This window comes from Ramlibacter sp., assembly GCF_050250995.1.
GTDB lineage: Bacteria > Pseudomonadota > Gammaproteobacteria > Burkholderiales > Burkholderiaceae_C > Ramlibacter.
The window spans coordinates 61,222-85,619 of the sequence record NZ_JBFWNP010000011.1 but is presented as its reverse complement, the minus strand read 5'-3'; the positions used below and the strand labels follow the sequence as shown (position 1 = coordinate 85,619).

At 67.8% G+C, this 24,398-nt stretch carries 27 protein-coding genes and 1 pseudogene; 15 read left to right on the top strand and 13 right to left on the bottom strand.

Annotated features, from left to right (window positions below; genetic code table 11):
- The first annotated feature begins 16 nt into the window (after window positions 1–16).
- The 7 genes from atpE (at window position 17) to AB7E83_RS10485 (ending at window position 5,713) form a co-directional block, all read left to right on the top strand.
- A complete protein-coding gene (gene atpE / locus AB7E83_RS10515) occupies window positions 17–280 on the top strand; it encodes a F0F1 ATP synthase subunit C (RefSeq protein ID WP_168109379.1) in 264 nt (87 codons plus the stop codon).
- 63 nt (window positions 281–343) lie between these two features.
- Window positions 344–814, top strand: a complete 471-nt coding sequence (locus AB7E83_RS10510) for a F0F1 ATP synthase subunit B (RefSeq protein ID WP_428568812.1) — start codon at window positions 344–346, stop codon at window positions 812–814.
- A 12-nt stretch (window positions 815–826) separates the two neighbouring features.
- A complete protein-coding gene (locus tag AB7E83_RS10505; RefSeq protein WP_428568809.1) occupies window positions 827–1,354 on the top strand; it encodes a F0F1 ATP synthase subunit delta in 528 nt (175 codons plus the stop codon).
- 35 nt (window positions 1,355–1,389) lie between these two features.
- Window positions 1,390–2,943, top strand: a complete 1,554-nt coding sequence (gene atpA, locus AB7E83_RS10500) for a F0F1 ATP synthase subunit alpha (RefSeq protein WP_428568806.1) — start codon at window positions 1,390–1,392, stop codon at window positions 2,941–2,943.
- 24 nt (window positions 2,944–2,967) lie between these two features.
- Window positions 2,968–3,846: a F0F1 ATP synthase subunit gamma gene (gene atpG, locus AB7E83_RS10495; protein WP_428568803.1), complete on the top strand. Its 879-nt coding sequence runs from the start codon at window positions 2,968–2,970 to the stop codon at window positions 3,844–3,846.
- Window positions 3,847–3,862: 16 nt separating this feature from the next.
- Window positions 3,863–5,272 (top strand): F0F1 ATP synthase subunit beta, encoded by a 1,410-nt coding sequence (gene atpD / locus AB7E83_RS10490; RefSeq protein ID WP_428568801.1) that lies wholly within the window; start codon window positions 3,863–3,865, stop codon window positions 5,270–5,272.
- Window positions 5,273–5,284: 12 nt separating this feature from the next.
- Window positions 5,285–5,713: a F0F1 ATP synthase subunit epsilon gene (locus AB7E83_RS10485; protein ID WP_428568798.1), complete on the top strand. Its 429-nt coding sequence runs from the start codon at window positions 5,285–5,287 to the stop codon at window positions 5,711–5,713.
- A 66-nt stretch (window positions 5,714–5,779) separates the two neighbouring features.
- Here the strand turns inward: AB7E83_RS10485 and AB7E83_RS10480 are convergent, their stop codons facing one another.
- The 3 genes from AB7E83_RS10480 to AB7E83_RS10470 are packed head-to-tail and all read right to left on the bottom strand — an operon-like array spanning window position 5,780 to window position 7,848.
- On the bottom strand, window positions 5,780–6,292 hold the full coding sequence (locus AB7E83_RS10480; RefSeq protein WP_428568796.1) for a TPM domain-containing protein: 513 nt from the start codon (window positions 6,290–6,292) through the stop codon (window positions 5,780–5,782).
- Window positions 6,292–7,188, bottom strand: a complete 897-nt coding sequence (locus AB7E83_RS10475; protein WP_428568793.1) for a TPM domain-containing protein — start codon at window positions 7,186–7,188, stop codon at window positions 6,292–6,294. Before AB7E83_RS10475 ends, AB7E83_RS10480 begins: the two co-directional genes overlap by 1 nt.
- 6 nt (window positions 7,189–7,194) lie before the next feature.
- Entirely contained in the window at window positions 7,195–7,848 is a 654-nt protein-coding gene (locus tag AB7E83_RS10470; protein ID WP_428568790.1) for a LemA family protein, read from the bottom strand.
- Between the two features lie 65 nt (window positions 7,849–7,913).
- On the opposite strand from AB7E83_RS10470, the gene AB7E83_RS10465 reads away from it, so the two are divergent.
- From AB7E83_RS10465 to AB7E83_RS10455, 3 genes are read left to right on the top strand one after another with little or no spacing between them, the layout of a single operon-like run.
- A complete protein-coding gene (locus tag AB7E83_RS10465) occupies window positions 7,914–8,639 on the top strand; it encodes a hypothetical protein (RefSeq protein WP_428568788.1) in 726 nt (241 codons plus the stop codon).
- A 23-nt stretch (window positions 8,640–8,662) separates the two neighbouring features.
- Window positions 8,663–9,112: a YybH family protein gene (locus tag AB7E83_RS10460; protein WP_428568785.1), complete on the top strand. Its 450-nt coding sequence runs from the start codon at window positions 8,663–8,665 to the stop codon at window positions 9,110–9,112.
- Entirely contained in the window at window positions 9,109–10,089 is a 981-nt protein-coding gene (locus AB7E83_RS10455; protein WP_428568783.1) for a YheT family hydrolase, read from the top strand. Before AB7E83_RS10460 ends, AB7E83_RS10455 begins: the two co-directional genes overlap by 4 nt.
- Window positions 10,090–10,128: 39 nt before the next feature.
- On the opposite strand, the gene mrdA is transcribed toward AB7E83_RS10455, so the two are convergent.
- The 4 genes from mrdA to AB7E83_RS10435 are packed head-to-tail and all read right to left on the bottom strand — an operon-like array spanning window position 10,129 to window position 14,812.
- The gene (gene mrdA, locus AB7E83_RS10450; RefSeq protein WP_428568781.1) at window positions 10,129–12,294 is read right to left on the bottom strand and encodes a penicillin-binding protein 2; all 2,166 of its coding nucleotides are present in this window, start codon (window positions 12,292–12,294) and stop codon (window positions 10,129–10,131) included.
- Between the two features lie 10 nt (window positions 12,295–12,304).
- Window positions 12,305–12,823 (bottom strand): rod shape-determining protein MreD, encoded by a 519-nt coding sequence (gene mreD, locus AB7E83_RS10445; RefSeq protein WP_428568778.1) that lies wholly within the window; start codon window positions 12,821–12,823, stop codon window positions 12,305–12,307.
- Window positions 12,820–13,746 carry a rod shape-determining protein MreC gene (mreC, locus tag AB7E83_RS10440; protein ID WP_428568775.1) on the bottom strand — a complete coding sequence of 309 codons (927 nt, stop codon included), beginning with the start codon at window positions 13,744–13,746 and terminating at the stop codon, window positions 12,820–12,822. Before mreC ends, mreD begins: the two co-directional genes overlap by 4 nt.
- Before the next feature lie 22 nt (window positions 13,747–13,768).
- Entirely contained in the window at window positions 13,769–14,812 is a 1,044-nt protein-coding gene (locus tag AB7E83_RS10435) for a rod shape-determining protein (protein ID WP_428568772.1), read from the bottom strand.
- 126 nt (window positions 14,813–14,938) lie between these two features.
- Here AB7E83_RS10435 and gatC point away from each other — a divergent pair, with 126 nt between their 5' ends.
- From gatC to gatB, 3 genes are read left to right on the top strand one after another with little or no spacing between them, the layout of a single operon-like run.
- Window positions 14,939–15,238 (top strand): Asp-tRNA(Asn)/Glu-tRNA(Gln) amidotransferase subunit GatC, encoded by a 300-nt coding sequence (gene gatC, locus AB7E83_RS10430; protein ID WP_428568769.1) that lies wholly within the window; start codon window positions 14,939–14,941, stop codon window positions 15,236–15,238.
- Window positions 15,235–16,689, top strand: coding sequence for an Asp-tRNA(Asn)/Glu-tRNA(Gln) amidotransferase subunit GatA (gatA, locus tag AB7E83_RS10425; RefSeq protein ID WP_428568767.1), 1,455 nt, complete (start codon window positions 15,235–15,237; stop codon window positions 16,687–16,689). Before gatC ends, gatA begins: the two co-directional genes overlap by 4 nt.
- Window position 16,690: 1 nt before the next feature.
- On the top strand, window positions 16,691–18,139 hold the full coding sequence (gene gatB / locus AB7E83_RS10420) for an Asp-tRNA(Asn)/Glu-tRNA(Gln) amidotransferase subunit GatB (RefSeq protein ID WP_428568764.1): 1,449 nt from the start codon (window positions 16,691–16,693) through the stop codon (window positions 18,137–18,139).
- Here the strand turns inward: gatB and AB7E83_RS10415 are convergent.
- Both AB7E83_RS10415 and pyrE read right to left on the bottom strand, forming a co-directional pair.
- Window positions 18,105–18,791 carry a DUF4124 domain-containing protein gene (locus AB7E83_RS10415; RefSeq protein WP_428568761.1) on the bottom strand — a complete coding sequence of 229 codons (687 nt, stop codon included), beginning with the start codon at window positions 18,789–18,791 and terminating at the stop codon, window positions 18,105–18,107. The two genes, gatB and AB7E83_RS10415, sit on opposite strands and share 35 nt — an antisense overlap.
- 16 nt (window positions 18,792–18,807) lie before the next feature.
- Window positions 18,808–19,488, bottom strand: a complete 681-nt coding sequence (pyrE, locus tag AB7E83_RS10410) for an orotate phosphoribosyltransferase (protein WP_428568759.1) — start codon at window positions 19,486–19,488, stop codon at window positions 18,808–18,810.
- A 10-nt stretch (window positions 19,489–19,498) separates the two neighbouring features.
- On the opposite strand from pyrE, the gene AB7E83_RS10405 reads away from it, so the two are divergent.
- Window positions 19,499–20,290: an exodeoxyribonuclease III gene (locus AB7E83_RS10405; protein ID WP_428568757.1), complete on the top strand. Its 792-nt coding sequence runs from the start codon at window positions 19,499–19,501 to the stop codon at window positions 20,288–20,290.
- A gap of 38 nt (window positions 20,291–20,328) precedes the next feature.
- On the opposite strand, the gene AB7E83_RS10400 is transcribed toward AB7E83_RS10405, so the two are convergent.
- From AB7E83_RS10400 to AB7E83_RS10385, 4 genes and pseudogenes are all read right to left on the bottom strand, one after another.
- On the bottom strand, window positions 20,329–21,141 hold the full coding sequence (locus AB7E83_RS10400) for a 3-hydroxybutyrate dehydrogenase (RefSeq protein WP_428568754.1): 813 nt from the start codon (window positions 21,139–21,141) through the stop codon (window positions 20,329–20,331).
- Complete coding sequence (locus AB7E83_RS10395) at window positions 21,138–22,649, bottom strand: AMP-binding protein (RefSeq protein ID WP_428568752.1); 1,512 nt, start codon at window positions 22,647–22,649, stop codon at window positions 21,138–21,140. Before AB7E83_RS10395 ends, AB7E83_RS10400 begins: the two co-directional genes overlap by 4 nt.
- Window positions 22,646–22,831: pseudogene (locus AB7E83_RS10390) on the bottom strand (thiolase C-terminal domain-containing protein); the annotation flags it as partial. The pseudogene AB7E83_RS10390 and the gene AB7E83_RS10395, both read right to left, overlap by 4 nt.
- Window positions 22,832–23,015: 184 nt before the next feature.
- Entirely contained in the window at window positions 23,016–23,585 is a 570-nt protein-coding gene (locus AB7E83_RS10385; protein ID WP_428568749.1) for a LuxR C-terminal-related transcriptional regulator, read from the bottom strand.
- A 140-nt stretch (window positions 23,586–23,725) separates the two neighbouring features.
- On the opposite strand from AB7E83_RS10385, the gene AB7E83_RS10380 reads away from it, so the two are divergent.
- Window positions 23,726–24,331: a TetR/AcrR family transcriptional regulator gene (locus AB7E83_RS10380; protein WP_428568746.1), complete on the top strand. Its 606-nt coding sequence runs from the start codon at window positions 23,726–23,728 to the stop codon at window positions 24,329–24,331.
- Window positions 24,332–24,398 lie beyond the last annotated feature (67 nt).

The following is a 24,398-nucleotide window of genomic DNA, read 5'->3' as shown; positions in this document are numbered from 1 at the left end:
CCTTAGGAGAAAACAAATGGAAGTCATCAGCTTTGTCGCACTGGCCGCGGGCCTCATCATCGGCCTGGGCGCCATCGGCGCGTGCATCGGGATCGGCATCATGGGCAGCAAGTACCTTGAAGCCGCCGCCCGCCAGCCCGAGCTCATGAACGAGCTGCAGACCAAGATGTTCCTGCTGGCCGGCCTGATCGACGCGGCGTTCATCATCGGCACCGGTATCGCGCTGTGGTTCGCCACCGCCAACCCGTTCCTGGGCCAGATCGCCAACCTGCCGAAGTAATTTCTTCGCATCCTTCCACCACTTTCCCGCTGCCACAGGGCACGCGGGAGCAAGGATGACAAAGTGAGCATCACCGGTACCCTCATCGTTCAGATGATCGTGTTCCTGATCCTGGTCGGGTTCACGATGAAGTACGTCTGGCCCCCGATCGCGGCTGCGCTCGACGAGCGCGCGCGCAAGATCGCCGAGGGCCTGGCGGCCGCCGACAAGGCCAAGTCGGAACTCGCCGCGGCCGACCGCCGTGTCGAGGAAGAGCTCGCCAAGTCGCGCAACGAGACGGCGCAGATGCTGGCCGACGCCGAGCGTCGCGCGCAGGGCATCGTCGAAGAGGCGAAGGGCCGCGCGACCGAAGAGGCGAACAAGATCATCGCCGCCGCGAAGGCCGAGGCCGACCAGCAGACCGTGAAAGCGCGCGAAGCGCTTCGCGAGCAGGTCGCCGCGCTGGCCGTCAAAGGCGCCGAGCAGATCCTGCGCAAGGAAGTCAACGCGGGCGTCCACGCCGAGCTGCTGCAGCGCCTGCAGACCGAGCTGTAAGGGAAGCAAGAGATGGCCGAACTCGCCACCATTGCCCGCCCGTACGCGGAGGCCTTGTACAAGGCTTCGAGCGGCGACGCCGCGACGAGCCAGTGGCTCGACGCGCTGGCCGCGGTCGCCGGAAACGAGCAGATGCTGCAGTTCGCCGGCAACCCGAAGGCGACCGAGCAGCAGGTCTTCGACCTGATGGTCGGCGTGTCGAAGGCGCAGCTGTCCGAGTCGGGCCGCAACTTCCTGCGCGCGATCATCGACAACGGCCGCCTCGCCGCACTGCCCGAAGTCGCGCGCCAGTTCCGCGACATGAAGAACGCGCAAAGCGGCTCGTCCGACGCCGTCGTCCACAGCGCGTTCCCGATCTCCGACTTCGACCTCGGCCGGGTGTCCGCGGCGCTCGAGAAGCGCTTCGGTCGCAAGCTGAACCTGACGGTCGTGCAGGACGAGTCGCTGATCGGCGGCATCCGCGTGGTGGTCGGCGACGAGGTGCTCGACACCTCCGTCAAGGCCCGCCTCGAACAAATGAAAGTCGCGCTCGCCGCCTGAAGGCGACGAGCAGCACAGAAGGAAAGCGAAGAGTCATGCAACTCAATCCCGCTGAAATCTCCGAACTGATCAAGAGCCGGATCGAGGGCCTCGCGGCCACCGCCGACATCCGCAATCAGGGCACGGTCATCTCGGTCACCGACGGCATCGTCCGCGTCCACGGCTTGTCCGATGCCATGGCCGGCGAAATGCTGGAATTCCCGGCAACCGCCGACGGCACGCCCACGTACGGCCTCGCGCTGAACCTCGAGCGCGACTCCGTCGGCGCCGTGATTCTGGGCGAGTACGAGCACATCTCCGAAGGCGATACCGTCAAATGCACGGGCCGCATTCTCGAAGTGCCCGTCGGCCCCGAACTCATCGGCCGCGTGGTCAACGCGCTCGGCCAGCCGATCGACGGCAAGGGCCCGATCAACGCGAAGCTCACGGACGTGATCGAGAAGGTCGCCCCGGGCGTGATCGCGCGCAAGTCGGTCGACCAGCCGGTACAGACCGGCCTGAAGTCCATCGACGCGATGGTGCCCATCGGCCGCGGCCAGCGCGAGCTGATCATCGGCGACCGCCAGACGGGCAAGTCCGCCGTGGCCGTCGACACGATCATCAATCAGAAGGGTCAGAACATGACCTGCGTGTACGTCGCCATCGGGCAGAAGGCGTCCACGATCAAGAACATCGTTCGCGCGCTCGAGCAGAACGGCGCGATGGAGTACACCATCGTCGTCGCCGCGTCGGCGTCCGAATCCGCCGCCATGCAGTACGTCTCGGCGTACTCGGGCTGCACGATGGGCGAGTACTTCCGCGACCGCGGGCAGGACGCGCTGATCATCTATGACGACCTGTCCAAGCAGGCCGTCGCCTACCGCCAGGTCTCGCTGCTGCTGCGCCGCCCGCCGGGCCGCGAAGCGTATCCCGGCGACGTGTTCTATCTCCACAGCCGCCTGCTCGAGCGCGCCGCGCGCGTGAACGCCGACTACGTGGAAGCGTTCACCAAGGGCGAGGTCAAGGGCAAGACCGGTTCGCTGACCGCGCTGCCGATCATCGAAACGCAGGCCGGCGACGTGTCCGCTTTCGTGCCGACCAACGTGATCTCGATCACGGACGGCCAGATCTTCCTGGAAACGTCGCTGTTCAACGCCGGCATCCGTCCCGCCATCAACGCGGGTATTTCGGTGTCCCGCGTGGGCGGCGCCGCGCAGACGAAGCTGATCAAGGGCCTGTCCGGCGGTATCCGTACCGACCTCGCGCAGTACCGTGAGCTGGCCGCGTTCGCGCAGTTCGCCTCCGACCTCGACGCGGCCACGCGCAAGCAGCTCGATCGCGGCGCGCGCGTGACCGAACTGCTCAAGCAGCCCCAGTACAGCCCGCTGCCCATCTCGCTGATGGCTGCGTCGCTGTTCGCGGTGAACAAGGGCTACTTCGACGACCTCGACGTCAAGCGCGTCCTCGCCTTCGAGCACGGCCTGCATGCCTACCTCAAGGACAAGCAGGCGGCGCTGCTGCAAAAGCTCGAGACGAACAAGGCGATGGACAAGGACGCCGAGGGCGAGCTCACGGCCGCCATCGAAGCGTTCAAGAAGACCTTCGCCTAAACCCTTCAAGGCAGGAAAACGGCAATGGCTGCAGGCAAAGAGATTCGCGGCAAGATCAAGTCGGTGGAGAACACCAAGAAGATCACGAAGGCCATGGAAATGGTCGCCGCCTCGAAGATGCGCAAGGCGCAGGAACGCATGCGCTCGGCCCGGCCCTACAGCGAGAAAGTCCGCAACATCGCGGCCAACCTCGGCAAGGCCAACCCCGAGTACACGCACGCGTTCATGAAGACGAACGACGTGAAGGCCGCCGGGGTCATCGTCGTTTCCACCGACAAGGGCCTCTGCGGGGGCCTCAACACCAACGTGCTGCGCGCGGTCACGCAAAAGATCCGCGAACTGCAGGGCGATGGCGTGCAGGTGCAGACCGTGGCCATCGGCAACAAGGGCCTCGGCTTCCTCAACCGCATCGGCGCGCAGGTCGTCTCGCACGTCACGCAGCTGGGCGACACGCCGCACCTCGACCGCCTGATCGGCCCGGTGAAGGTTCTGCTCGACCAGTACGCCGCCGGCAAGCTGAGCACCGTGTACATCGCGTACACGAAGTTCATCAACACCATGCGGCAGGAGCCGACCCTCGAGGTCCTGCTGCCGCTGTCCGCCGCCAAGATGGAGGCCGAGTCCAAGGCGTCCGGCGGCGAGCCGGGCTGGGACTACATCTACGAGCCCGACGCGCAGACCGTCATCGACGACCTGCTGCTTCGCTACGTCGAGGCCCTGGTTTACCAGGCCGTCGCGGAAAACATGGCTTCGGAGCAGTCCGCGCGCATGGTGGCCATGAAGTCGGCCACCGACAACGCAGGCAACCTCATCGGCGAACTCAAGCTGGTCTACAACAAGACGCGCCAGGCCGCGATCACGAAAGAACTTTCGGAGATCGTGTCGGGTGCCGCCGCCGTTTAAATATTTGGAGCAACCTATGGCTCAAGTTCAAGGAAAAATCGTTCAGTGCATCGGCGCCGTCGTCGACGTCGAGTTCCCGCGCGAATCGATGCCGCGCGTGTACGACGCGCTGAAGATGGAGGGCACGGCCCTCACGCTCGAAGTGCAGCAGCAGCTGGGCGACGGCGTGGTGCGCACCATTGCGCTGGGTTCGTCCGACGGCCTGCGCCGTGGCTCGATGGTGTACAACACCGGCGCCCCGATCACGGTGCCCGTGGGTACCGCGACGCTCGGCCGCATCATGGACGTGCTCGGCAACCCCATCGACGAGCGTGGCCCGGTCGACGGCACGCTGTCCGCCCCCATTCACCGCAAGGCCCCCGCGTACGACGAGCTGTCGCCCTCGCAGGAACTGCTCGAAACCGGCATCAAGGTGATCGACCTGATCTGCCCTTTCGCCAAGGGCGGCAAGGTGGGCCTGTTCGGCGGCGCCGGCGTGGGCAAGACCGTGAACATGATGGAGCTGATCAACAACATCGCCAAGGCGCACTCGGGCCTGTCGGTGTTCGCCGGCGTGGGTGAGCGCACCCGCGAAGGCAACGACTTCTATCACGAGATGGCTGACTCGGGCGTCGTGAAGCTCGACAACCTGTCGGAGTCGAAAGTGGCCATGGTGTACGGCCAGATGAACGAGCCCCCCGGCAACCGCCTGCGCGTGGCGTTGACGGGCCTCACCATCGCCGAGTCGTTCCGCGACGAGGGCCGCGACGTGCTGTTCTTCGTGGACAACATCTACCGCTACACGCTGGCCGGCACGGAAGTGTCCGCGCTGCTGGGCCGCATGCCGTCCGCCGTGGGCTACCAGCCGACGCTGGCCGAGGAAATGGGCCGCCTGCAGGAGCGCATCACGTCGACCAAGGTCGGCTCGATCACCTCGATCCAGGCCGTGTACGTCCCCGCGGACGACCTGACCGACCCGTCGCCCGCCACGACCTTCGCCCACCTCGACGCCACGGTGGTGCTGTCGCGCGACATCGCCGCGCTGGGCATCTACCCCGCGGTGGACCCGCTCGACTCCACGTCGCGCCAGGTCGACCCCAACGTCGTCGGCGAAGACCACTACAACACGACCCGCGCCGTGCAGCAGACGCTGCAGCGCTACAAGGAACTGCGCGACATCATCGCCATCCTGGGCATGGACGAACTGTCGCCGGAAGACAAGCTGGCCGTGGCGCGCGCGCGCAAGATCCAGCGTTTCCTGTCGCAGCCGTTCCACGTGGCCGAAGTGTTCACGGGCTCGCCCGGCAAGTACGTGCCGCTCTCCGAGACGATTCGCGGCTTCAAGATGATCGTGGCCGGCGAATGCGACCACCTGCCCGAGCAGGCGTTCTACATGGTCGGCACCATCGACGAAGCCTTCGAGAAGGCGAAGAAGCTGGCCGCCTAAGGTCCAACGAAGATGGTCGACACCACCCACACCATCCACGTCGACGTGGTCTCGGCGGAGGAGAGCATCTTCTCCGGCGAGGCGCGCTTCGTGGCGCTGCCCGGCGAGGCCGGCGAGCTCGGCATCTATCCGCGCCACACGCCGCTCATCACGCGCGTGAAGGCGGGCTCGGTGCGCATCGAGAAGGCGGACGGCAGCGAGGAGTTCGTGTTCGTGGCCGGCGGCATTCTCGAAGTGCAGCCGAACCGCGTGACCGTACTCTCCGACACCGCCATCCGCGGCAAGGACCTGGACGAAGAGAAGGCCAACCAGGCGCGCCAGGCGGCCGAAGAAGCCCTGAAGAACGCCAAGAGCGAGATCGACGTGGCGAAGGCGACGTCCGAACTGGCCGTCATGGCCGCGCAGCTCGCTGCTTTGCGCAAGTACCGGCAGAAGAAGTAAGCGTCGAGCGCGTCGAGCGCCTCGATCCGCTGCGAGCCCCGTTCGAAAGAGCGGGGCTTTTTCGTTTCAGCCGAGGGCGGGTTCGTCCGGCAATTCGTTGCGGTCCGCGGCCCCATCCGCCAGCGGAAAGTGCTGCACCAGCAGCGCCGACACCTCCGACAGTGCCTGCGTGAGCCCCTCCTCGAAGCGCTTCTCGCGGAACGCCGACCCCATGCGCTGCACGATCGCCTTCCATTCCGCATCGGGCACCCGCCGGCTCAGCCCACGATCCGCGACGATCTCGATCGCATGCTCGGCCAGCATCAGGTAGATCAACACGCCGTTGTTCTGCTCCGTGTCCCACACGCGCAGCTTGCCGAACATCGCCACCGCACGCTCGCGCGGCGTTGCGCCGCGCAGGATGTAGCTCGTGGGCAGACCCGCCTCGATATAGAGGCGGATCTCGCCGGTGTGCCGCTTCTCGCTCGCCGCCACGCGTTCGCCGAGCCGCTTCACGAGATCGGGCGGAATGGCCTTGCGGGTGTCCGACTCGTCGAGCCAGCGATGCGCGAACAGGCGCTTGATCTTTCCGATGGCCATCACCAGTCCCCCGAGGCGCCGCCGCCCCCGAAGTCGCCGCCGCCGCCGGAACTGAAGCCGCCTCCGCCGCCCCCGCCCCAGCCGCTGCCGCCCCCACCGCCCCCGAAGCCCCCGGTGGAGACCCACGGACCGCCGCCGAAGCCGCCTCGGCGACCGCCGCCGAGGCCGCCGGAGAGCAAGGCGATGATGAGCGCGACGACGCCCGCGATGCCCGCGACGACGAGACTCGAGGTGACGACGAACGCGATCATCCCCGCGCCGCCACCCGCCACCACCGGGCCGAGCTTGCCGAACAGGCCGCGCAGGACCTTCGCGATGATCGGCACGGCGACGAAAAGAAAGATCGCGAGGTCGAACCAGTCGAAGCCTTCCACACCCATCGCCTTCTTCTCCGGCTCGGCGGGCGGCGCGGGCAGCGCCTCGCCGCCGATGCGCGCCACGATCTGGTCCGCCGCCGCCAGCAAACCGCCAGCGAAGTCGTTCTGACGGAATTTCGGCGTGATCTCCTGGTCGATGATCTGCTTGGCCGTGACGTCGGGGATCGCGCCTTCGAGCGTCTTCGCGATCTGCAGGTTGATCTTGCGGTCGTTCTTCGCGACGACGAGCAGCACGCCGTCGCCTACCCCCTTGCGGCCGATCTTCCAGGTGTTCGCGACGCGGTTGGCGTAGCTGAAGACGTCCTCCGGCTGCGTCGTCGGCACGAGCAGGAAGACGACCTGCGAGCCCTTGCTCTTCTCGAGCGCGGCGAGCTTGTCGTCGAGTCCCTTGCGCTGGATGTCGTCGAGCGTGCCCGTCTGGTCGATGACGCGGGCCGTCAACTCGGGGACGGGCAGCAGGTTCTGGGCGCCGGCCGCCAGCGCCCAGAGGGCGACTACGAGAACGAGCAGCCGGCGCACGCCGTCCTATCGGCTGGCGGCCGGGGCCGTGGGTGCCGCGGGGGCGGGCGCGGGCGCGGGCGCACCCGGCGTCGTCCCGAACTCCACCTTCGGCGGCGCCGAGATCTGCGCTTCGTTCTGCACCGTGAAGTTCGGCTTGACGTCGTAGTTGAAGACCATCGCCGTCAGGTTGGTCGGGAAGCTGCGGCGCAGCACGTTGTACTCCTGCACCGTCTGGATGTAGCGGTTGCGCGCCACGGTGATGCGGTTCTCCGTGCCCTCGAGCTGCGCCTGCAATCCGCGGAACGCCTGGTTCGCCTTGAGGTCGGGGTAGCGCTCGCTCACCACGAGCAGCCGCGACAGCGCGCTCGACAGTTCGCCCTGCGCCTGCTGGAAGCGCTGGAAAGCCTGCGGGTCGTTCAGCGTCTCGGGCGTCACCTGCACGGCCGTCGCCTTCGAGCGCGCTTCGATCACGCGCGTCAATGTGTCCTGCTCGAAGTTCGCTTCGCCCTTGACCGTGGCGACGAGGTTCGGGATGAGGTCGGCGCGGCGCTGGTACTGGTTGAGCACTTCGCTCCACGCGGATTTGGTCTGCTCGTCCAGGCGTTGGAAGTCGTTGTAGCCGCAACCGGTGAGCGACAGCACCGCGAACGCGGCGAGGATCGACAACCATCGTTTCATGGAAAGACCTTTCTCGAAGTGGGCGCAACGGTAGCATAGATGGGATGCGTCAGGACCCGATTCAAGTGCTTCAAGGCGCCCGGCGCGCGCCGCCCGTCGCGCCGCCGAAGCCGCGCCTGATCGTCGCGGGCGCCACCGGCGTGCTGGGCAATGAAGTGCTCAACCGTCTGGCCGGCGGCGGCGCCTTTTCCGATACGCAGGTGCTGGCGCGAGAGCCCATCACGGTCGGACTCCGCGGCGTGAGCGTCGCGGTCGTGCCGTCCGACGATCCCTCCGAGTGGCCGCCGTCGCAGGCCGATGCGGCCGTGGTGATGTTCGAGCCGGCGCGCCTGTTCTACGACCGGGAGCGCGCCCTGTGGACGCCGGTGCCGGATCGCCTGCCCGCACTGGCCGCGTGGCTGCGGCGCAGCGGCGTCGCATCGCTCGCGGTGGTGCTGCCGCATTTGCAGGGCCGGTTGCCTGAAGCCCTGAAGCACGGCCTCGCGAATCTCGACGAGCAGGCCGTCGCGGCCTTGCACTTCGACCGGCTGCTGGTGCTGCGTTCGCCGCAGAAGCCCGTGGACGTGGCCGGCGCGAATTTTCCGGAACGGGTCGCGCGATTCATGCTCTCCGTCTTCAAGTACATGGTGCCGGCGAGCGAGCAGCCGGTGCGCGCCGCGAAGGTGGCGCAGCTGCTGGCCGCGTCGCTCGAGCTCGCCCCGCCGGGCATCCACGTCGCCGCGCCGGAGACGGTGTGGCGGGCGGGCCAGGGCGATGCGCGGGCGGTTGCGGCAAGCTGGCTCGCAAGGTAGCCGGCGCAGGCACAATTCATCCGATGCGCAAGTCCAAGCTTCAGCAGGCCAACCTCGAAGGCAACGCCGACGACGTGGAGGCGGCCTTCTACCACGCCCTGCAGAACGCGGACATCGAGAAGCTGATGGCCTGCTGGGCGGACGAGGACGACATCGTCTGCATCCACCCCGGCGGCCCGCGCGTCGTGGGCGCGATGGCGATTCGCGCGACCTTCGAGGCGATGTTCGCCAACGGCAGCATCCGGGCGTGGCCGCAGCATGTGCGCAAGACGGTGTCGATCGCGAGCGCCGTTCACAACCTGCTGGAGAAGGTCGAGGTGCTGACGCCGCAGGGTCCGACGCATGCGTGGGTGATCGCCACGAACGTTTATCACCGCACCGCGCAGGGCTGGCGCATGGTCGCGCACCATGCGAGTCCGGGCACCACGAGCGACGTCCAGGAAGTGACGGAATCGCCCTCGGTCCTCCATTGAACGGATACCGCGCGCCCTGGTGGTTGCCGGGCGGCAACCTGCAGACGATCTGGGCGGCGCTGTGCGCGCGTCGCACGACCGGCGCCGCGCCGACGTACCGGCGCGAACGGTGGACGACGCCGGATGGGGATTTCATCGATCTGGATTGGCAGGACGAAGTGGCACGGGGGAATGCCCCGCTGCTCGTGCTGTTCCACGGTCTCGAGGGCTCCTCGCGCAGCCACTATGCCGAAGCCTTCGCCGCATTCGCGAAGGTGCAGGGCATCGGCTTCGTCGTGCCGCATTTCCGCGGCTGCAGCGGCGAGCTCAACGCCGGGCCGCGGGCCTACCACTCCGGCGATCATGAAGAGATCGCTTGGATCCTCGGGCGCCTGCGCGAACGGCACGAGGGTCCCATGGTCGCCGCAGGCGTGTCCCTCGGCGGGAATGCGCTCATGCGCTGGGCCGGCGAGTGGGAAGCGCGCGCCTCGCACCTCGTGAGCGCGGTTGCGTCGATCTGTTCGCCGCTCGACCTCGCCGCGGGCGGACGCGCCATCGGCAAAGGATTCAACCGCGTCGTCTACACGACGATGTTCCTGCGCTCGATGAAGCCGAAGGCGCTGCGCAAGCTCGCGCAGCACCCCGATCTGTTCGACCGCGAGGCGCTGCTCGCGGCGCGCGACCTCTACGAGTTCGACAACATCTTCACGGCGCCGCTGCACGGTTTCGCGGGCACCGACGACTACTGGGCGCGTGCCTCGGCCAAACCGTACATGTCGCGCATCCGCATTCCGGCGCTGGCGCTCAATGCGCGCAACGATCCGTTCGTGCCCGCGCAGAGCCTGCCGCACGCCGGGGACGTGAGCGAATCCGTGACGCTGTGGCAACCGGCGGAGGGCGGGCACGTCGGATTTCCGTCCGGCCGCTGGCCCGGCCACGTGAATGCGATGCCGGATGCGGTGGGCGCCTGGTTGCTGGGGCGCGTGCCGCGGACCTGAGCGAGCGAGATCGGTGCGCGGCGATCGGCGCGCGGGGTCTCAACGAGGCCGCGTGGCGACTCTCAGGGTGGAGGCCGCGGGCACCGTTGCGGCCGCGGCGGGCGAGGGTGCGGCCGGAGCCGGCGCGGCCGGCATCGCGGGAGCGACGGGGCCTTGCGCCGCCGAGGCCGCCGCCACCGCCGCCGACGCGGCTGCCATCGGCGACATCACGAGCGTGGCGGATGCCGCCGGTACCGCCGCGCCCGCGGCGCCTGCACCCGGGGGCCATGCCACTTCGGACGCGACGCGCGGCTTGCCGATCGGCGCGGTGGCCTGGCCCTTGCGCACGGCCTCGAGGTCTTCCTCGCTCGGATACTGGTTGACGAGCCAGTAATCGAAGATGCGGCGGGCGATCGGGGCCGCATGGGCCGCGCCGAAACCGGCGTTCTCCACGATGGCGGCAATCGCGATCTTCGGATCGTCCGCCGGCGCGAAGGCGATGTAGAGCGAGTGATCGCGCTGATGCTCCTCGAGCTTCGAGGCGTTGTACTTCGTCCCCTGCGCGACGGTGACGGCCTGGGCCGTGCCGGTCTTGCCGCCCGAGAGGTAGGGCGCGCCGCGGAACACGTGCGTCGACGTGCCCTGCTGGGTCACGGCGACCATGGCCTTGCGGACGACGGCGACGTGGTCCGGCTGCACGCCAAGGTTCACGGCCGGCTCGCGCGGCAGCGGCGTCTGCTTCTTCGACATCGCGTCCTGCGTGGCGATCACGAGGTGCGGCTTGTTCTTCACGCCGTTGTTGGCGAGCGTGGCGGTGGCCTGCGCGAGCTGCAGCATCGTGAAGCTGTTGTAGCCCTGGCCGATGCCCAGCGAAATCGTCTCGCCCGCATACCACTTCTTCTGCTCGGGGCGGCGGTAGTAGTTGCGCTTCCACTCGGTGGAAGGCAGCACGCCGCGCACCTCGCCGAAGATGTCGATGCCCGTGTGCTGGCCGAAGCCGAAGGGCTTCATGAAGTCGTGCATCAGGTCCACGCCCATCTCGTTGGCGAGCGAGTAGTAGTAGACGTTGCTCGATTTGACGATGCTGGCGTGCATGTCGACGGCGCCCAGCCCGTGGTCGCCGTGGCTGCGGAACACGTGGCCGCCGAACGCCCACGAGCCGCCGTCATGGATGATCTGCGTGGCCGAACGCTTGCCCGTGGTCAGCGCGCCGAGCGCCATGAACGGCTTGTACGTCGAGCCCGGCGGGTAGGTCCCGCGCAGCGCGCGGTTGAGCAGCGGCTTTTCGATCGACTCGTTGAGCAGCTGCCAGTTCTCGTGGTCGATGCCGTCGACGAAGAGGTTGGGGTCGAAGGTCGGCTTGCTGACGAAGGCCAGCACCTCGCCGCTCTTCGGGTCGAGCGCCACGAGCGCGCCGCGCCGCTCGCCATACATGTCCTCCACCAGCTTCTGCAGCTTGATGTCGAGCGACAGCACGACCGTGTTTCCCGGGGTCGCGGGGTGGCTGGCCAGGCGACGCACCGCGCGCCCGCCGGCGGACGTCTCGACCTCCTCGACGCCGGTGATGCCGTGCAGCTGCTTCTCGAAGCTCTGCTCCACGCCGAGCTTGCCGATGTACTCCGTGCCGCGGTAGTTGGCCTGGTCTTCCTCGGCCCAGTCGCCGATGGCCTGCTTCTCGGTCTGGTTGATGCGCCCGATGTAGCCGATGGCATGGCTCGCGAGCTCGCCCCACGGATAGTTGCGAAAGAGCCGCGCCTTGATGTCGACGCCCGCGAAGCGGAAGCGCTGGGCGGCGAAGCGCGCGACCTCCTCGTCGGTCAGCTTCGTGCGGATGGGCAGCGACTCGATGCTCTTCGATTCGTCCAGGAGCTTCTTGAAGCGGCGGCGGTCGCGCTGCTGGATGTCGATGATCTGGGAAAGCTCGTCGATCACGCGCTCGAGCGGCCGGTCGAGGCGCGACGGCTGGATCTCCAGCGTGTAGGCCGAATAGTTCGTCGCGAGCACGATGCCGTTGCGGTCGACGATGAGGCCGCGGTTCGGGACGATGGGCACGATCGCCGTGCGGTTGTTTTCGGCCTGCTCGTCGAGGTCGGCATGCCGGAACACCTGCAGGTACACCAGCCGCGAGGCGAGCAGCAGGAAACAGACGAGCACCGCCAGGCTCGCGACCAGGACCCGCGCGCGGAAGCGCGACAGGTCCGCTTCCACGTTGCGCAGTTCGGTCATCGACGAGCCCTCATAGGGGTCGATTTTCGTCGGGATCGGGCGCCCTGCGTTGGGGGGCGAGCAACAAAATGCTCACGATCGGCCACAGCAGCGCTTCGATGAGCGGCGACAGGAGGACGGTGATGCCGGGAAACGCGCCGCCGGCCATCATGCGGATCGCGATCTCGACGGCGTGGGCGGCCGCGAACAGCGGCAGCACCTGCATCGCCTGCGAGGGCACTTTGAACCACAGCAGGCGGCGATGGATCGTGATCGCGAAATAGCTGAGCACCGTATAGGCAAGCGCATGCTGGCCCAGCAACGTCGCCTGGTGTACGTCGAGCGCGAGGCCGAACGCGAACGCGGCGAAGACGCCGATGCGCTGCGGCTGGTGGACGTTCCAGAACACGATCACGACCGCCAGGAAGTCCGGCAGCCAGGGGAGCCGGCCGAGCGGCAGCATGTTCACGAGCAGCGCGATGACGAGGCTCGTCCAGATGAACAAGGTGTTGGCGGGCAGCAGCAGGGGCTGGCCGGGGCGCATGATCATTTGCGGATGTTCCCTTTTTTAGCTGCGGGAATGTCCGAGGGCGCGGGTTCGGGCCGAGGCGGTATCTGCGCCGTGAGCGGCTTGAGAACCATCACGTGGCGGGCGCCGTCGACCAGTGCCTGCGGCTTGCAGACGATGCGGGCAAAGGCGGAGTCGGGGCGCCGCTCCACTTTTTCGACCACGCCGACAGGCAGGCCCGGCGGGTAGACGCCGTCGACGCCGCTCGTGGTGAGCACGTCGCCCGGCTTCACGTCCGCGTTGGCGGCCATGTAGCGCAGCTCCAGCGAGCCGCTGTGCGCCGTCGGTTCGCCGTACGCCACGCCGCGCGAGCCCGTGCGCGTGTTGAGCACGGGAATCGCCTGCTCGCGGTCGGTCACGAGCGTCACCTCGCTGATGAGCGGATGCACGCGCGTCACCTGGCCCAGCACGCCCGATTCGTCGATGACGGGCGAGCCGGCTTCGATGCCCTGCGCAAGCCCCTTGTCGATGATCACGCGGCGCGTGTAGGGGTCGGCCGCGTCGTAGAGCACCTCGGCGGCGAGCGAAGTGGTGACGAGACGGCCGCGCAGTTCGAGCAGCTTGCGCAGCCGCTCGTTCTCGAGTGCGAGCTGCTCCACCTGGTTGGCGCGCAGCGACTGCAGGGCGAGCTTCTCGCGGGCCTGGGCTTCCGTCGACTGCGCGGCGTCGAGCCCGACGAAATATTCGGAGACCCAGCGCATGCCCAGCACCGGCCGCATGGCGAGCCACTGCACGGGGAAGATCACCAGCGCCACCGCCTGGCGCAGCGGCTGCGTCATCTTGAAGCGCGCATCCGCCACCATGAGGAACAGCGCGAGCGCGCTGCACACCATGAGCTTGGAGAGTGCAGACGGGCCCTGCTTGAAAAAGGGCGGGGGGGTGCGGTCGAGGGTGCCTAAAGGCATCCGCGTATTGTGCCGAGGCCGATCACTCGCTGGTGAAGATCGAGCCCAGTCGCTCCATGCGTTCGAGTGCGATGCCGCAGCCGCGGACCACGCACGTCAGCGGGTCTTCAGCAACCAGCACGGGCAGGCCCGTCTCTTCGGCCAGCAGGCGGTCGAGGTCGCGCAGCAGGGCGCCCCCGCCGGTGAGCATCATGCCGCGCTCGGCGATGTCGGCGCCGAGCTCGGGCGGCGTCTGTTCCAGCGCGTTCTTGACGGCCGAAACGATGTTGTTCAGGGGATCGGTGAGCGCCTCGAGGATCTCGTTCGACGAGATCGTGAAGGAGCGCGGCACGCCTTCGGAGAGGTTGCGGCCCTTGACCTCCATCTCCTTGACCTCGCTGCCGGGGAAGGCGGAGCCGATCTGCTTCTTGATCGACTCGGCCGTAGGCTCGCCGATCAGCATGCCGTAGTTGCGGCGGATGTAGCTGATGATGGCTTCGTCGAACTTGTCGCCGCCCACGCGCACGCTGCCCTTGTAGACCATGCCGCCCAGCGAAATGACGCCGACCTCGGTGGTGCCGCCGCCGATGTCGACGACCATGGAGCCGGAGGCTTCGGACACGGGCAGCCCGGCGCCGATCGCGGCGGCCATGGGTTCCTCGATGAGGTAGACCTCGGAGGCGCCGGCGCCGAGCGCCGACTCGCGGATCGCACGGCGCTCGACCTGGGTGGAGCCGCAGGGGACGCAGATGATGATGCGCGGCGAAGGCCTCAGGATGGACCGGGGATGGACCATCTTGATGAACTGCTTGAGCATCTGCTCGGTGACGGTGAAGTCGGCGATCACGCCGTCCTTCATCGGGCGGATGGCCTCGATGTTGCCCGGCACCTTGCCGAGCATGGCCTTGGCTTCGGCGCCCACGGCCTGGATCGTTTTCTTGCCCTGGGGGCCGCCCTCGTGGCGAATGGCGACGACGGAGGGCTCGTCGAGCACGATGCCTTTGTCACGGACGAAGATCAGGGTGTTCGCGGTGCCGAGGTCGATGGCCAGGTCGGTCGAGAGGTATCGACGGAAAGCTCCGAACATTTGGGAAAGTCCTCGTTTCTTCTGTGAAATCGGCCGCTTTCGCGGCCGTTCACCAAAGGCGGGATAATACCCGATCCCCTGTGTCGACCCGCCCCCGCCGGGGGTGCGCGAAGCCTTTTTTACACTATGTCCCTGACCCCTGAAGACATCGGCCGCATCGCCAACCTGGCGCGGCTGGAATTGAGCGCGGACGAGAGCGAGCGCATGCTCTCTCAGATCAATGGCTTCTTCGGCATCGTCGAGAAGATGCGCGGCGTCGACACCGCGGGCATCGAACCGCTGGCGCATCCGGTCGATGTGGTCCAGCCCGTCGCGCTGCGCCTGCGCGACGACGTGGCGAGCGAGCCGAACCGCCGCGAGGCCAACCAGCGAAGCGCGCCCGCCGTGGAGCGCGGCCTCTTTCTCGTGCCGAAGGTGATCGAATGATGGATTGGACGGTCGCGCGCCTCGCGGGCGAGTTGCGAGCGCGCAAGGTCTCGCCGGTGGAAGTGGCGAAGGACTACCTGGGCCGCATCGCGAAGCACGAATCGCTCGGCGCGTTTCTGGCCACGGACGAGGCGGTGACGATCGAGCAGGCGAAGGCGGCCGAAAAGCGCATCGCGTCCGGCGACGCCGCGCCCCTGCTCGGCGTGCCCATCGCGCACAAGGACATCTTCGTCACGGCGGACTTCCCGAGCACCGCGGGCTCGAAGATGCTCTCCGGTTACCGCTCGCCGTTCGATGCAACGGTGGTGGCGAAACTCGCCGAAGCCGGCTGCGTCACGCTGGGCAAGCTCAACTGCGACGAATTCGCCATGGGCTCGTCGAACGAGAACTCCGCGTTCGCGGCCGTGAAGAATCCGTGGGACACGAGCCGCATTCCCGGCGGCTCATCGGGCGGCAGCGCGGCGGCGGTCGCGGCTTCGCTCGCGCCCGCCGTGACGGGCACCGACACGGGCGGCTCCATCCGCCAGCCCGCGTCGTTCTGCAACGTGACCGGCATCAAGCCGACCTACGGCCGCGCGTCGCGCTACGGGATGATCGCCTTCGCGTCCAGCCTCGATCAGGCCGGGCCCATGGCGCGCACGGCCGAAGATTGCGCCTTGCTGCTGTCGGCCATGTGCGGCCCGGACCCGGACCGCGACTCGACCTCGCTCGACATGCCGGCCGAGGACTTCTCGCGCTCCTTGAACGGCAGCCTCGAAGGCTTGCGCATCGGCCTGCCCAGGGAGTTCTTCGGCGAAGGGCTCGCGCCCGACGTGCGCGCCGCCATCGATGCCGCGCTGAAGGAGTACGAGAAGCTCGGCGCGAAGCTCGTCGAGGTCTCGCTGCCGCGCACCGAGCTTGCGATTCCCGTGTACTACGTCATCGCGCCGGCCGAGGCGAGCTCCAACCTCTCGCGCTTCGACGGCGTGAAGTTCGGCCACCGCGCGGCTCAACATGGCGATCTGCTCGACATGTACAAGAAGACCCGCGCCGAGGGGTTCGGCGACGAGGTCAAGCGCCGCATCATGATCGGCGCCTATGTGCTCTCGCATGGCTACTACGACGCCTACTACCTGCAGGCGCAGAAGATCCGCCGCATGATCGCCGACGACTTCCAGCAGGCGTTCGGGCAGTGCGACGTGATCGCGGGGCCGGCCGCGCCGAGCGTGGCGTGGAAGCTCGGCGAGCACGGCAACGATCCGCTGGCGGATTACCTCGCGGACATCTTCACCCTGCCGGGGTCGCTCGCCGGCTTGCCGGGCATGTCGCATCCCTGCGGATTCGGCGAGGGCGGCATGCCGGTGGGGCTGCAACTGCTGGGCAACTACTTTACCGAAGCGAAGCTGTTGAACGCTGCCCACCGGTTCCAGCAAGCGACCGATTTCCACCTCCGCAAACCGGAAGGCTTCTGACATGCCCGCCAAACTGATCCAGGGCTACGAAGTCGTCATCGGCTTCGAGACGCACGCGCAGCTTTCGACGCAGAGCAAGATCTTCAGCCGCTCGCCCACGGCCTTCGGCGCGGAGCCGAACACGCAGGCGTCGCCCGTCGACCTCGCGCTGCCGGGCACGCTGCCGGTGATGAACAAGGGCGCCGTCGAACGTGCCATCCGCTTCGGCCTCGCCATCGGCGCGCATGTCGCGCCGCGATCCGTCTTCGCGCGCAAGAACTACTTCTATCCCGACTTGCCCAAGGGCTACCAGATCAGCCAGTTCGAGATTCCGGTCGTGCAAGGCGGCGGCGTCGAGTTCTACGTCGGCGACGAGAAGAAGACCGTGCGGCTCGTTCGCGCGCACCTGGAAGAAGACGCGGGCAAGTCGCTGCACGAGGACTTCGTCGGCCAGTCGGGCATCGACCTGAACCGCGCGGGCACGCCGCTGCTGGAGATCGTGACCGAGCCGGACATGCGATCGTCCGACGAAGCCGTGGCGTACGCGAAGGAACTGCACAAGATCGTCACCTGGATCGGCATCTGCGACGGCAACATGCAGGAAGGCTCGTTCCGCTGCGACGCGAACGTCTCGGTGCGCAAGCCCGGCGAGAAGCTCGGCACGCGCCGCGAGATCAAGAACCTCAACAGCTTCCGCTTCATGCAGCAGGCCATCGACTACGAAGCGCGGTGGCAGATCGGCGAGATCGAGGACGGCCGCGCGATCCAGCAGGCCACCGTGCTGTTCGACCCCGACACGGGCGAGACACGCGCGATGCGCACGAAGGAAGACGCCGCGGACTACCGCTACTTCCCCGACCCGGACCTGCCCCCGCTCGTGATCGCCGCCGAGTGGATCGAGCGCGTGAAGGCCGGGATGCCCGAGTTGCCGCGCGCGATGGCCGCGCGCTTCGTGCAGGTCCACGGCCTGCCCGAATACGACGCTGCGACGCTCACGCAGAGCAAGGCGATGGCCGCCTACTTCGAAGCGGCCGCGCAGGCCTGCGGCCAGCCGAAGCTCGCGAGCAACTGGATCATGGGCGAAGTGTCGCGCCGGCTGAACGCACAGGACATCGGCATCGACGCGGCGCCCGTGGATGCGCTCACGCTCGCGCGACTCATCGGCCGCATCGCCGACGGCACGGTCTCCAACAACGCGGCGCGCCAGGTGTTCGATGCGCTGTGGAGCGGCGAGGGCAGCGACGTCGACGCCGTGATCGAGGCCAAGGGCCTGAAGCAGATGAACGACAGCGGTGCGCTCGAGAAGATCCTCGACGACATCATCGCCGCCAACCCCGACAACGTCGCGCAGATCCGCGCGGGCAAGGACAAGGCGTTCAACGCGCTCGTGGGCCAGGCCATGAAGGCGAGCAAGGGCAAGGCCAATCCGCAGCAGGTCAACGAGCTGCTGAAGAAGAAGCTCGGGGTGTAGGGACGGCCACCGGCCGTGAGGCGGGGCCGCGCTGGCCCACCCACAGCTGCTTCAGGCGCGCCAGCTCCTGGTCGAAGCGCACGTTGATGCGCTTCTTTTCTTCCTGCCGTTCCGCGATGAAGCGTTTTTGCGCCGCCAGGTGCTGCGCGTTTTCCTCGATCTGCTTGCGCAGGCGCTGCGGCATCCGCGCCGCATCGCCCTTGTAGAACTCGGTCTCCAGCGCGAGCTTCTTCTGCTGCTCGTCGAGGTCGACCGCGCGCTTCTGCGCGATCGCGATCGCATCGTCGACGAGCTTCAGTGACGAGACGCGTTCACGCTCGTGCGAGCCGGCATCGGGATAGCGGGCGAGCAGGGCGCGGTTGCGCCGCCTTTCCTCGTCCTCGCGCAGCTTCTCCTCGGCCAGCTTGCGGGCCTTCTCCTCGGCCGCCGCGCGCTCGTCGGCCGTCATCGGCGGCGGGACCACGCGCCGAACCGTGCCGGACGGACTGAGCTCCTTTTGCGGGCGGTCCATGCATTCCGCGATGGGCCGGTCGGACGTGAGGCGCCGGCCCTTCGCGTCGACGCAGGCGTAGATGGATTGCGCGCACGCGCCGCCCACGCTGCCCGCCAGCAGCAAGCACGCCCCCACTGCCTTGTGCTTCGGTCTCGACAAACGCCGCCCCTCGTGGTCAGTCGACGCCGTACCGCTCCCGATAGGCGAGGACCTTGTCGTAATGCGCGCCCAGCTCCGTGCCGGCGTGCTGCCGAAGATACTGAAGCAAGTCGGCAAGCTCCGCAATCGCGCAAACCTCCAGCCCGAGCTGGTTGCGGACGTACTGCACGGCGCTATGGTTCACGTCCCTGCCGCCCTCGGTCGCCTTTTCCTGGCGGTCGAGCGCGATGGCCACCGCATGCGGCGTCGCCCCGGCGGCTTCGATGATCGCGATGGACTCGCGCGCCGCGGTGCCGGCGGACATCACGTCGTCGATGATGAGCACCTTGCCCTTCACGGGTGCGCCCACCAGCGTGCCGCCTTCGCCGTGGTCCTTGGCTTCCTTGCGGTTGTAGGCATAGGGCACGTTGCGCCCGAGCCGCGCGAGCTCGACGGCGGTGGCCGCGGCGAGCGGAATGCCCTTGTAGGCGGGGCCGAAGATCATGTCGAACTCGATGCGCGACGCCGCGATGCGGCGTGCATAGAATTGCGCGAGCCGGCCGAGCTTGGCCCCGTCGTCGAAGAGGCCGGCATTGAAGAAGTAGGGCGACAGCCGACCGGCTTTCGTCTTGAACTCGCCGAAGCGCAGGACGCCGGCTTCCACCGCGAACTGCACGAACTCCTGCGCCAGGACGTCCTGGCCACCCTCTTTCGTCATGCCTCAATCCTTGTTCAAACTGACCAGCCTCAACCTCAACGGCATCCGCTCCGCGACCAGCAAAGGTATCGAGGCGTGGCTCGCGCAGGTGAAGCCGGATTGTATTTGCGTGCAGGAGGTCAAGGCGCAGGCGGCGGACGTCGAAGGCCGCTTCGACAGCCTCGCCGGGCTGCGCGGCCACTTCCATTACGCGCAGAAAAAGGGCTATTCCGGCGTGGGTGCATTCAGCCGGCACGAGCCGAGCGACGTCATCGTCGGGTTCGGCTCGGGCGAGTTCGACGCGGAGGGGCGCTATGTCGAGCTGCGCTTCGACACGCCCGCGCGCAAGTTCTCGCTCATCAGTTGCTATTTTCCGAGCGGCTCGTCGGGCGAGGACCGGCAGCTCGCGAAGTTCCGCTTCCTCGACGAGATCGATCCGCACCTCGTGCGCCTGAAGCAGTCGCGCGAATTCATCCTGTGCGGCGACGTGAACATCGCGCACCACGAGCGGGACCTGAAGAACTGGCGCGGCAACCGCAAGAACAGCGGCTTCCTGCCCGAGGAGCGGACGTGGATGACGAAGATCACGTCGGAGACCGGGCTGGTCGACGTGTATCGGCTGCTGAAGCCGGAGGCGGGCGAGGAGTGCTACACATGGTGGAGCAACCGGGGGCAGGCGTATGCGAAGAACGTGGGGTGGCGGCTGGACTACCATCTGGCCACGCCGGGGATCGCGGCGCTTGCACGGACCGAGACGATTTACAAGACCGAGCGATTTTCGGACCATGCGCCCATCACGATCCAGTACGAGATGGCGCTCTGAGCCGCCGGGGCGCCAAGTCGGACCTTACCGAGCCCGGATCACTGGGCTGTCCAGCCGCCGTCGACGGGGATTGCCACCCCGGTCAGGTTGTGCGCCGCCGGTTCGCAAAGCCAAGTGACCACGCGAGCGATCTCCGTCGGCAGCGACGTGCGTCCGCTCGGTTGCTTCTCGCGCAGCAGGTCGCGCATCGCCTCGTCGCGCGACACGTCCAGGCCGTGCGCGCGCGCGTCGATCTGCGGCTGGATGATTGCCGTTTCGGTCCAGCCGGGGCAGATGCAGTTGACCGTGACGCCGCCGGTGGCGCGCGAGCCGGCGCCGGCGTATTCCAGCGCGGCCACGCGGCTCATGCCGATCAGCCCGAACTTGGCCGCCACGTACGGCGCCTTGTGGATCGATGCCACGAGCCCGTGCACGGAGGCAATGTTCACCACGCGCCCGTAGCCGCGCTGCGCCATGGGCGGCAGCGCGAGGCGCATGGTGTCGAAGGCCGCCGACAGGTTGATCGCGATGATGTCGTCCCACTTCGCGCGCGGCATGTCAGCGAGTGGCGCGGTGTGCTGGATGCCGGCGTTGTTCACCAGGATGTCGATGGGGCCCGCGGCCAGCGCCTCCTGCATCATTGCCTCGACGTGGGCGGGGGCGCGCAGGTCGTGCGTGAACACGTCCACTCGCGGGGCGCCGGCCTCCAGCATGACGCGACGCGCCTCGTGCGCCTGCGCCGGGGTGGCCAGGCCGTGCAGCACGATATCGGCGCGCTGGCGTGCGATGGCCTCCGCGATCGCCAGGCCGATGCCTTGCACGGAGCCGGTGACCAGCGCGCGTCGGCCTTGCAGGGGAGGGCTATCGCTCATGTTCTTTCTTCCTTCAGTTGTTCGCGCAGCGCGGTCTTCAGGACCTTGCCGTAGTTGTTCTTCGGCAACTGCCCAACGAATTCGTAGCGCTTGGGGCGCTTGAAGCGTGCGATGTGCTGCAGGCACACCGCGTCCAGCGCGGCGGCGTCAAGCGCGTGGCCCGGACGCGCCACCACGAACGCGACCACCACTTCACCCCACTCGGGATCGGGCGCGCCGACCACCGACACTTCGGCCACGCCGGGCGCGAGCAGCAGCACTTCCTCCACTTCGCGCGGATAGATGTTGGAGCCGCCGCTGATGATCATGTCCTTGCTGCGGTCCTTCAGCGTCAGGAAGCCGTCGGCATCGAGCGCGCCCATGTCGCCGGTGAACAGCCAGCCGTCGCGGATGGCGGCTTCGGTGGCGGCAGGGTCGCGCCAGTACCCGGGCATGACGGTGGCGCCACGCACGAGCACTTCGCCTACATCGCCCAGCGGCAGCGGGGTGCCGTCCTTATCGGCCACGCGCACTTCCACCGGCGCCTGCGCGACGCCAACCGAGGCGATGCGTTCGGCATGGCGCGGGTGGGCTTTGTCCACGAGGTGACGACGCGAGAGCGCGGTGACCGTCATCGGGCTTTCGCCCTGGCCGTAGATCTGCACGAAGCGCGGGCCCATGACCTTCAGCGCGCGCCGGATGTCTTCCGCATACATCGGCGCGCCGCCATACACGATGGTCTTGAAGCCCTCCCCATCCAGGTCGTGCGCTTCGGCGTGGTCGACGAGGCGCTTGACGATGGTTGGCGCGGCGAACATCGACAGGCGACCGAAGCCGCGCGCCAGGCCGAAGAGCTCCGCCGCGTCGAAGCCCCCCGAGGCGGGCACGACATGGCGGGCGCCAGCGATCACATGCGGCAACGCGTACAGGCCGGCACCGTGCGACATAGGCGCCGCGTACACGATCGCATCGCGCGGGTCGACGGCATCGACGTCCGCGAAATAGGCGAGCGCCATCGTCAGCAGGTTACCGTGCGTGAGCATCACGCCCTTCGGCCGACCGGTGGTTCCGCTTGTGTAGAACAGCCAGGCGAGGTCGCCGGGGGCGCGGTCCACGATCGTGGCGGCCGCGGCTTGCGCCAGGGCCGCGTACTCCGGCGCGTCCACGTCGATGCAGCGCCCCGGCACCTGCAGTCCCGCTCCGACGTCCGCCGTGACGAAGGCCCAGCGCGCGCCGGAGTGCTCCGTGATCCACTGCGCCTCGCGCAGGTGCAGCTTGGCGTTGACCGGCACCACGGCGAGCCCGGCCCACCACGCGGCGTACAGCAGCTCCAGGCAGGCCGGGTGGTTGCGCATGAACAGCACGACGCGGTCGCCGCTTTCCAGCCCCGCGGCGCGCAGCGACTGCGCGATGCGCGCGCTGCGATCGGCGAGGTTGCCGTACGTCAGCAGGAGCTGCTCGCCCGAGTACAGGGCGGGGCGTTGCGGTTCCGCCAGTGCGATGCGGCGCAGCGACAGCGCGAGGTTCACCGGGCCGCCTCCAGGATCGACGCGCAGCTTGTCACCGCGTAGCCGCCCATGTTGAACACGGCGCCGAGGCGCGCGACCGGCGACTGGATGTCTGCCGCCGTGCCAGTGAGCTGCATGCAGGCGAGCACGTGCATCGAGACGCCGGTCGCGCCGATGGAGTGGCCCTTGGCCTTCAAGCCGCCGACGAGGGATTCGAGGTCGAGGCTACCGAACTTGCCGAACGGCAGATGGCTCCAGCCGACGATCTGCGCCTGGGTCACGGTTTTCTCCGGGAGGGACACGAGTGCGCGAAGCGTAGTGCGCCGCAGCATGCGCGGCCAGAGCGTAGAACTACGTCAGGGTGAATCCCCGGCGGCGCCGCAGCGATCAGCTGTTGCCGATCAGGCGGGCCACGAGATCGCCGTGGTTGGAGGCTCCGAGCTTCTTCATCAGCCGCGCGCGATGCGCCTCCACCGTTCGCGGGCTGATGCCAAGCACCCGCGCGATCTGTTTGCTGGTGCCGCCCGTCATCAGCTGGCGCGCGATCTCGCGCTCGCGAACCGTCAGGTCGCCCACCAGCGGCCGCTTGGCGGAAATGTCCTCGAACATCCAGACGGCGCAGGCGAAAGGGTCCGAGCGGTCCAGGGCCCGCCCGGCCACGTGGCACCACAACAGCGAGCCGTCGCGACGCTTCATGATCCGCTCGTCGCTGTACGTGCCCGTCTCGCGCATGATCGGCAGGCCGACATTGCCGATGTGGACGTACTCCTCGTGGGACGGATAGAGCGGCTCGAGCCGCTTGCCCAGGAGTTCGCCGGTCGCGTAGCCGAACATCCTGCCGAAGGCGGCGTTGCAGATCGTGACCACGCGGTTCTCGGTAATGCACATGCCCACGGGCGAGAACTCGAAGGCGAGCTCGAAGGCTTCGGCCTTGTTGGTCGGGGCGAGCGATGGCATGGACAGGATTGTGCGCGACCACGCGCCGCTGACCATCGAGTACGACGTGGTCCTTTGACCCTGTCGAGGTCCAGCGCGGCCGCGCACTCGTCCTCGAGGCAAGCCGCAGCCGCCTTTTGCGCTGTTCGGCGGAACGACGTATGATGGGTGTCATGCGAAACAAGGCACCCCACGCCAGAGCTGCTGCCAAGGAAGCCTCGCACGACCGGATCGTGTCGGCGGCAGCGCGGGCGATCCGTCGCAGCGGCTACGACGGCACCGGGGTTGCGGACATCATGAAGGAGGCCGGCCTCACGCATGGTGCTTTCTATGCGCATTTCGCATCGCGCGAGGCCATGTTGGCCGAAGCGGCGGATCGGGCGGGCGCGGAGTCCCTCGCCGCAGTGGCGAAGGCAGCTGCCCGGGTGCCGCCGGAGAAGGCGCTGGCGGCCATGCTGCGCGCCTATCTCTCCAGGGAGCACGTGGAGAACGCGGAGCTCGGCTGTCCTGTGGCCGCGCTCGGTTCGGAGATGCCGCGCCAGGCGCCCGAGGTCCGGCGCGCGGCCACCTTGCGGATCAAGGAAATGAACGACCTGGTGGCGCGCCAGTCACCCGACTGGGGCCGACCCGGCGCCCACGAACGCGCCCTTGCGACCGTCGCCACCATGGTCGGGGCCTTGCTGCTGGCGCGCGCGGTCGACGAGCCCGCGCTGTCGGATGACCTGCGCCAGGCCGCGCTGAAACACCTCCGTCCCGCAAGCGACTGAACCACGCCCGTGTATGCGGCCGGTTCGCTTGATCCAGAATATGATGAGCATCATACGAAAATCGCCA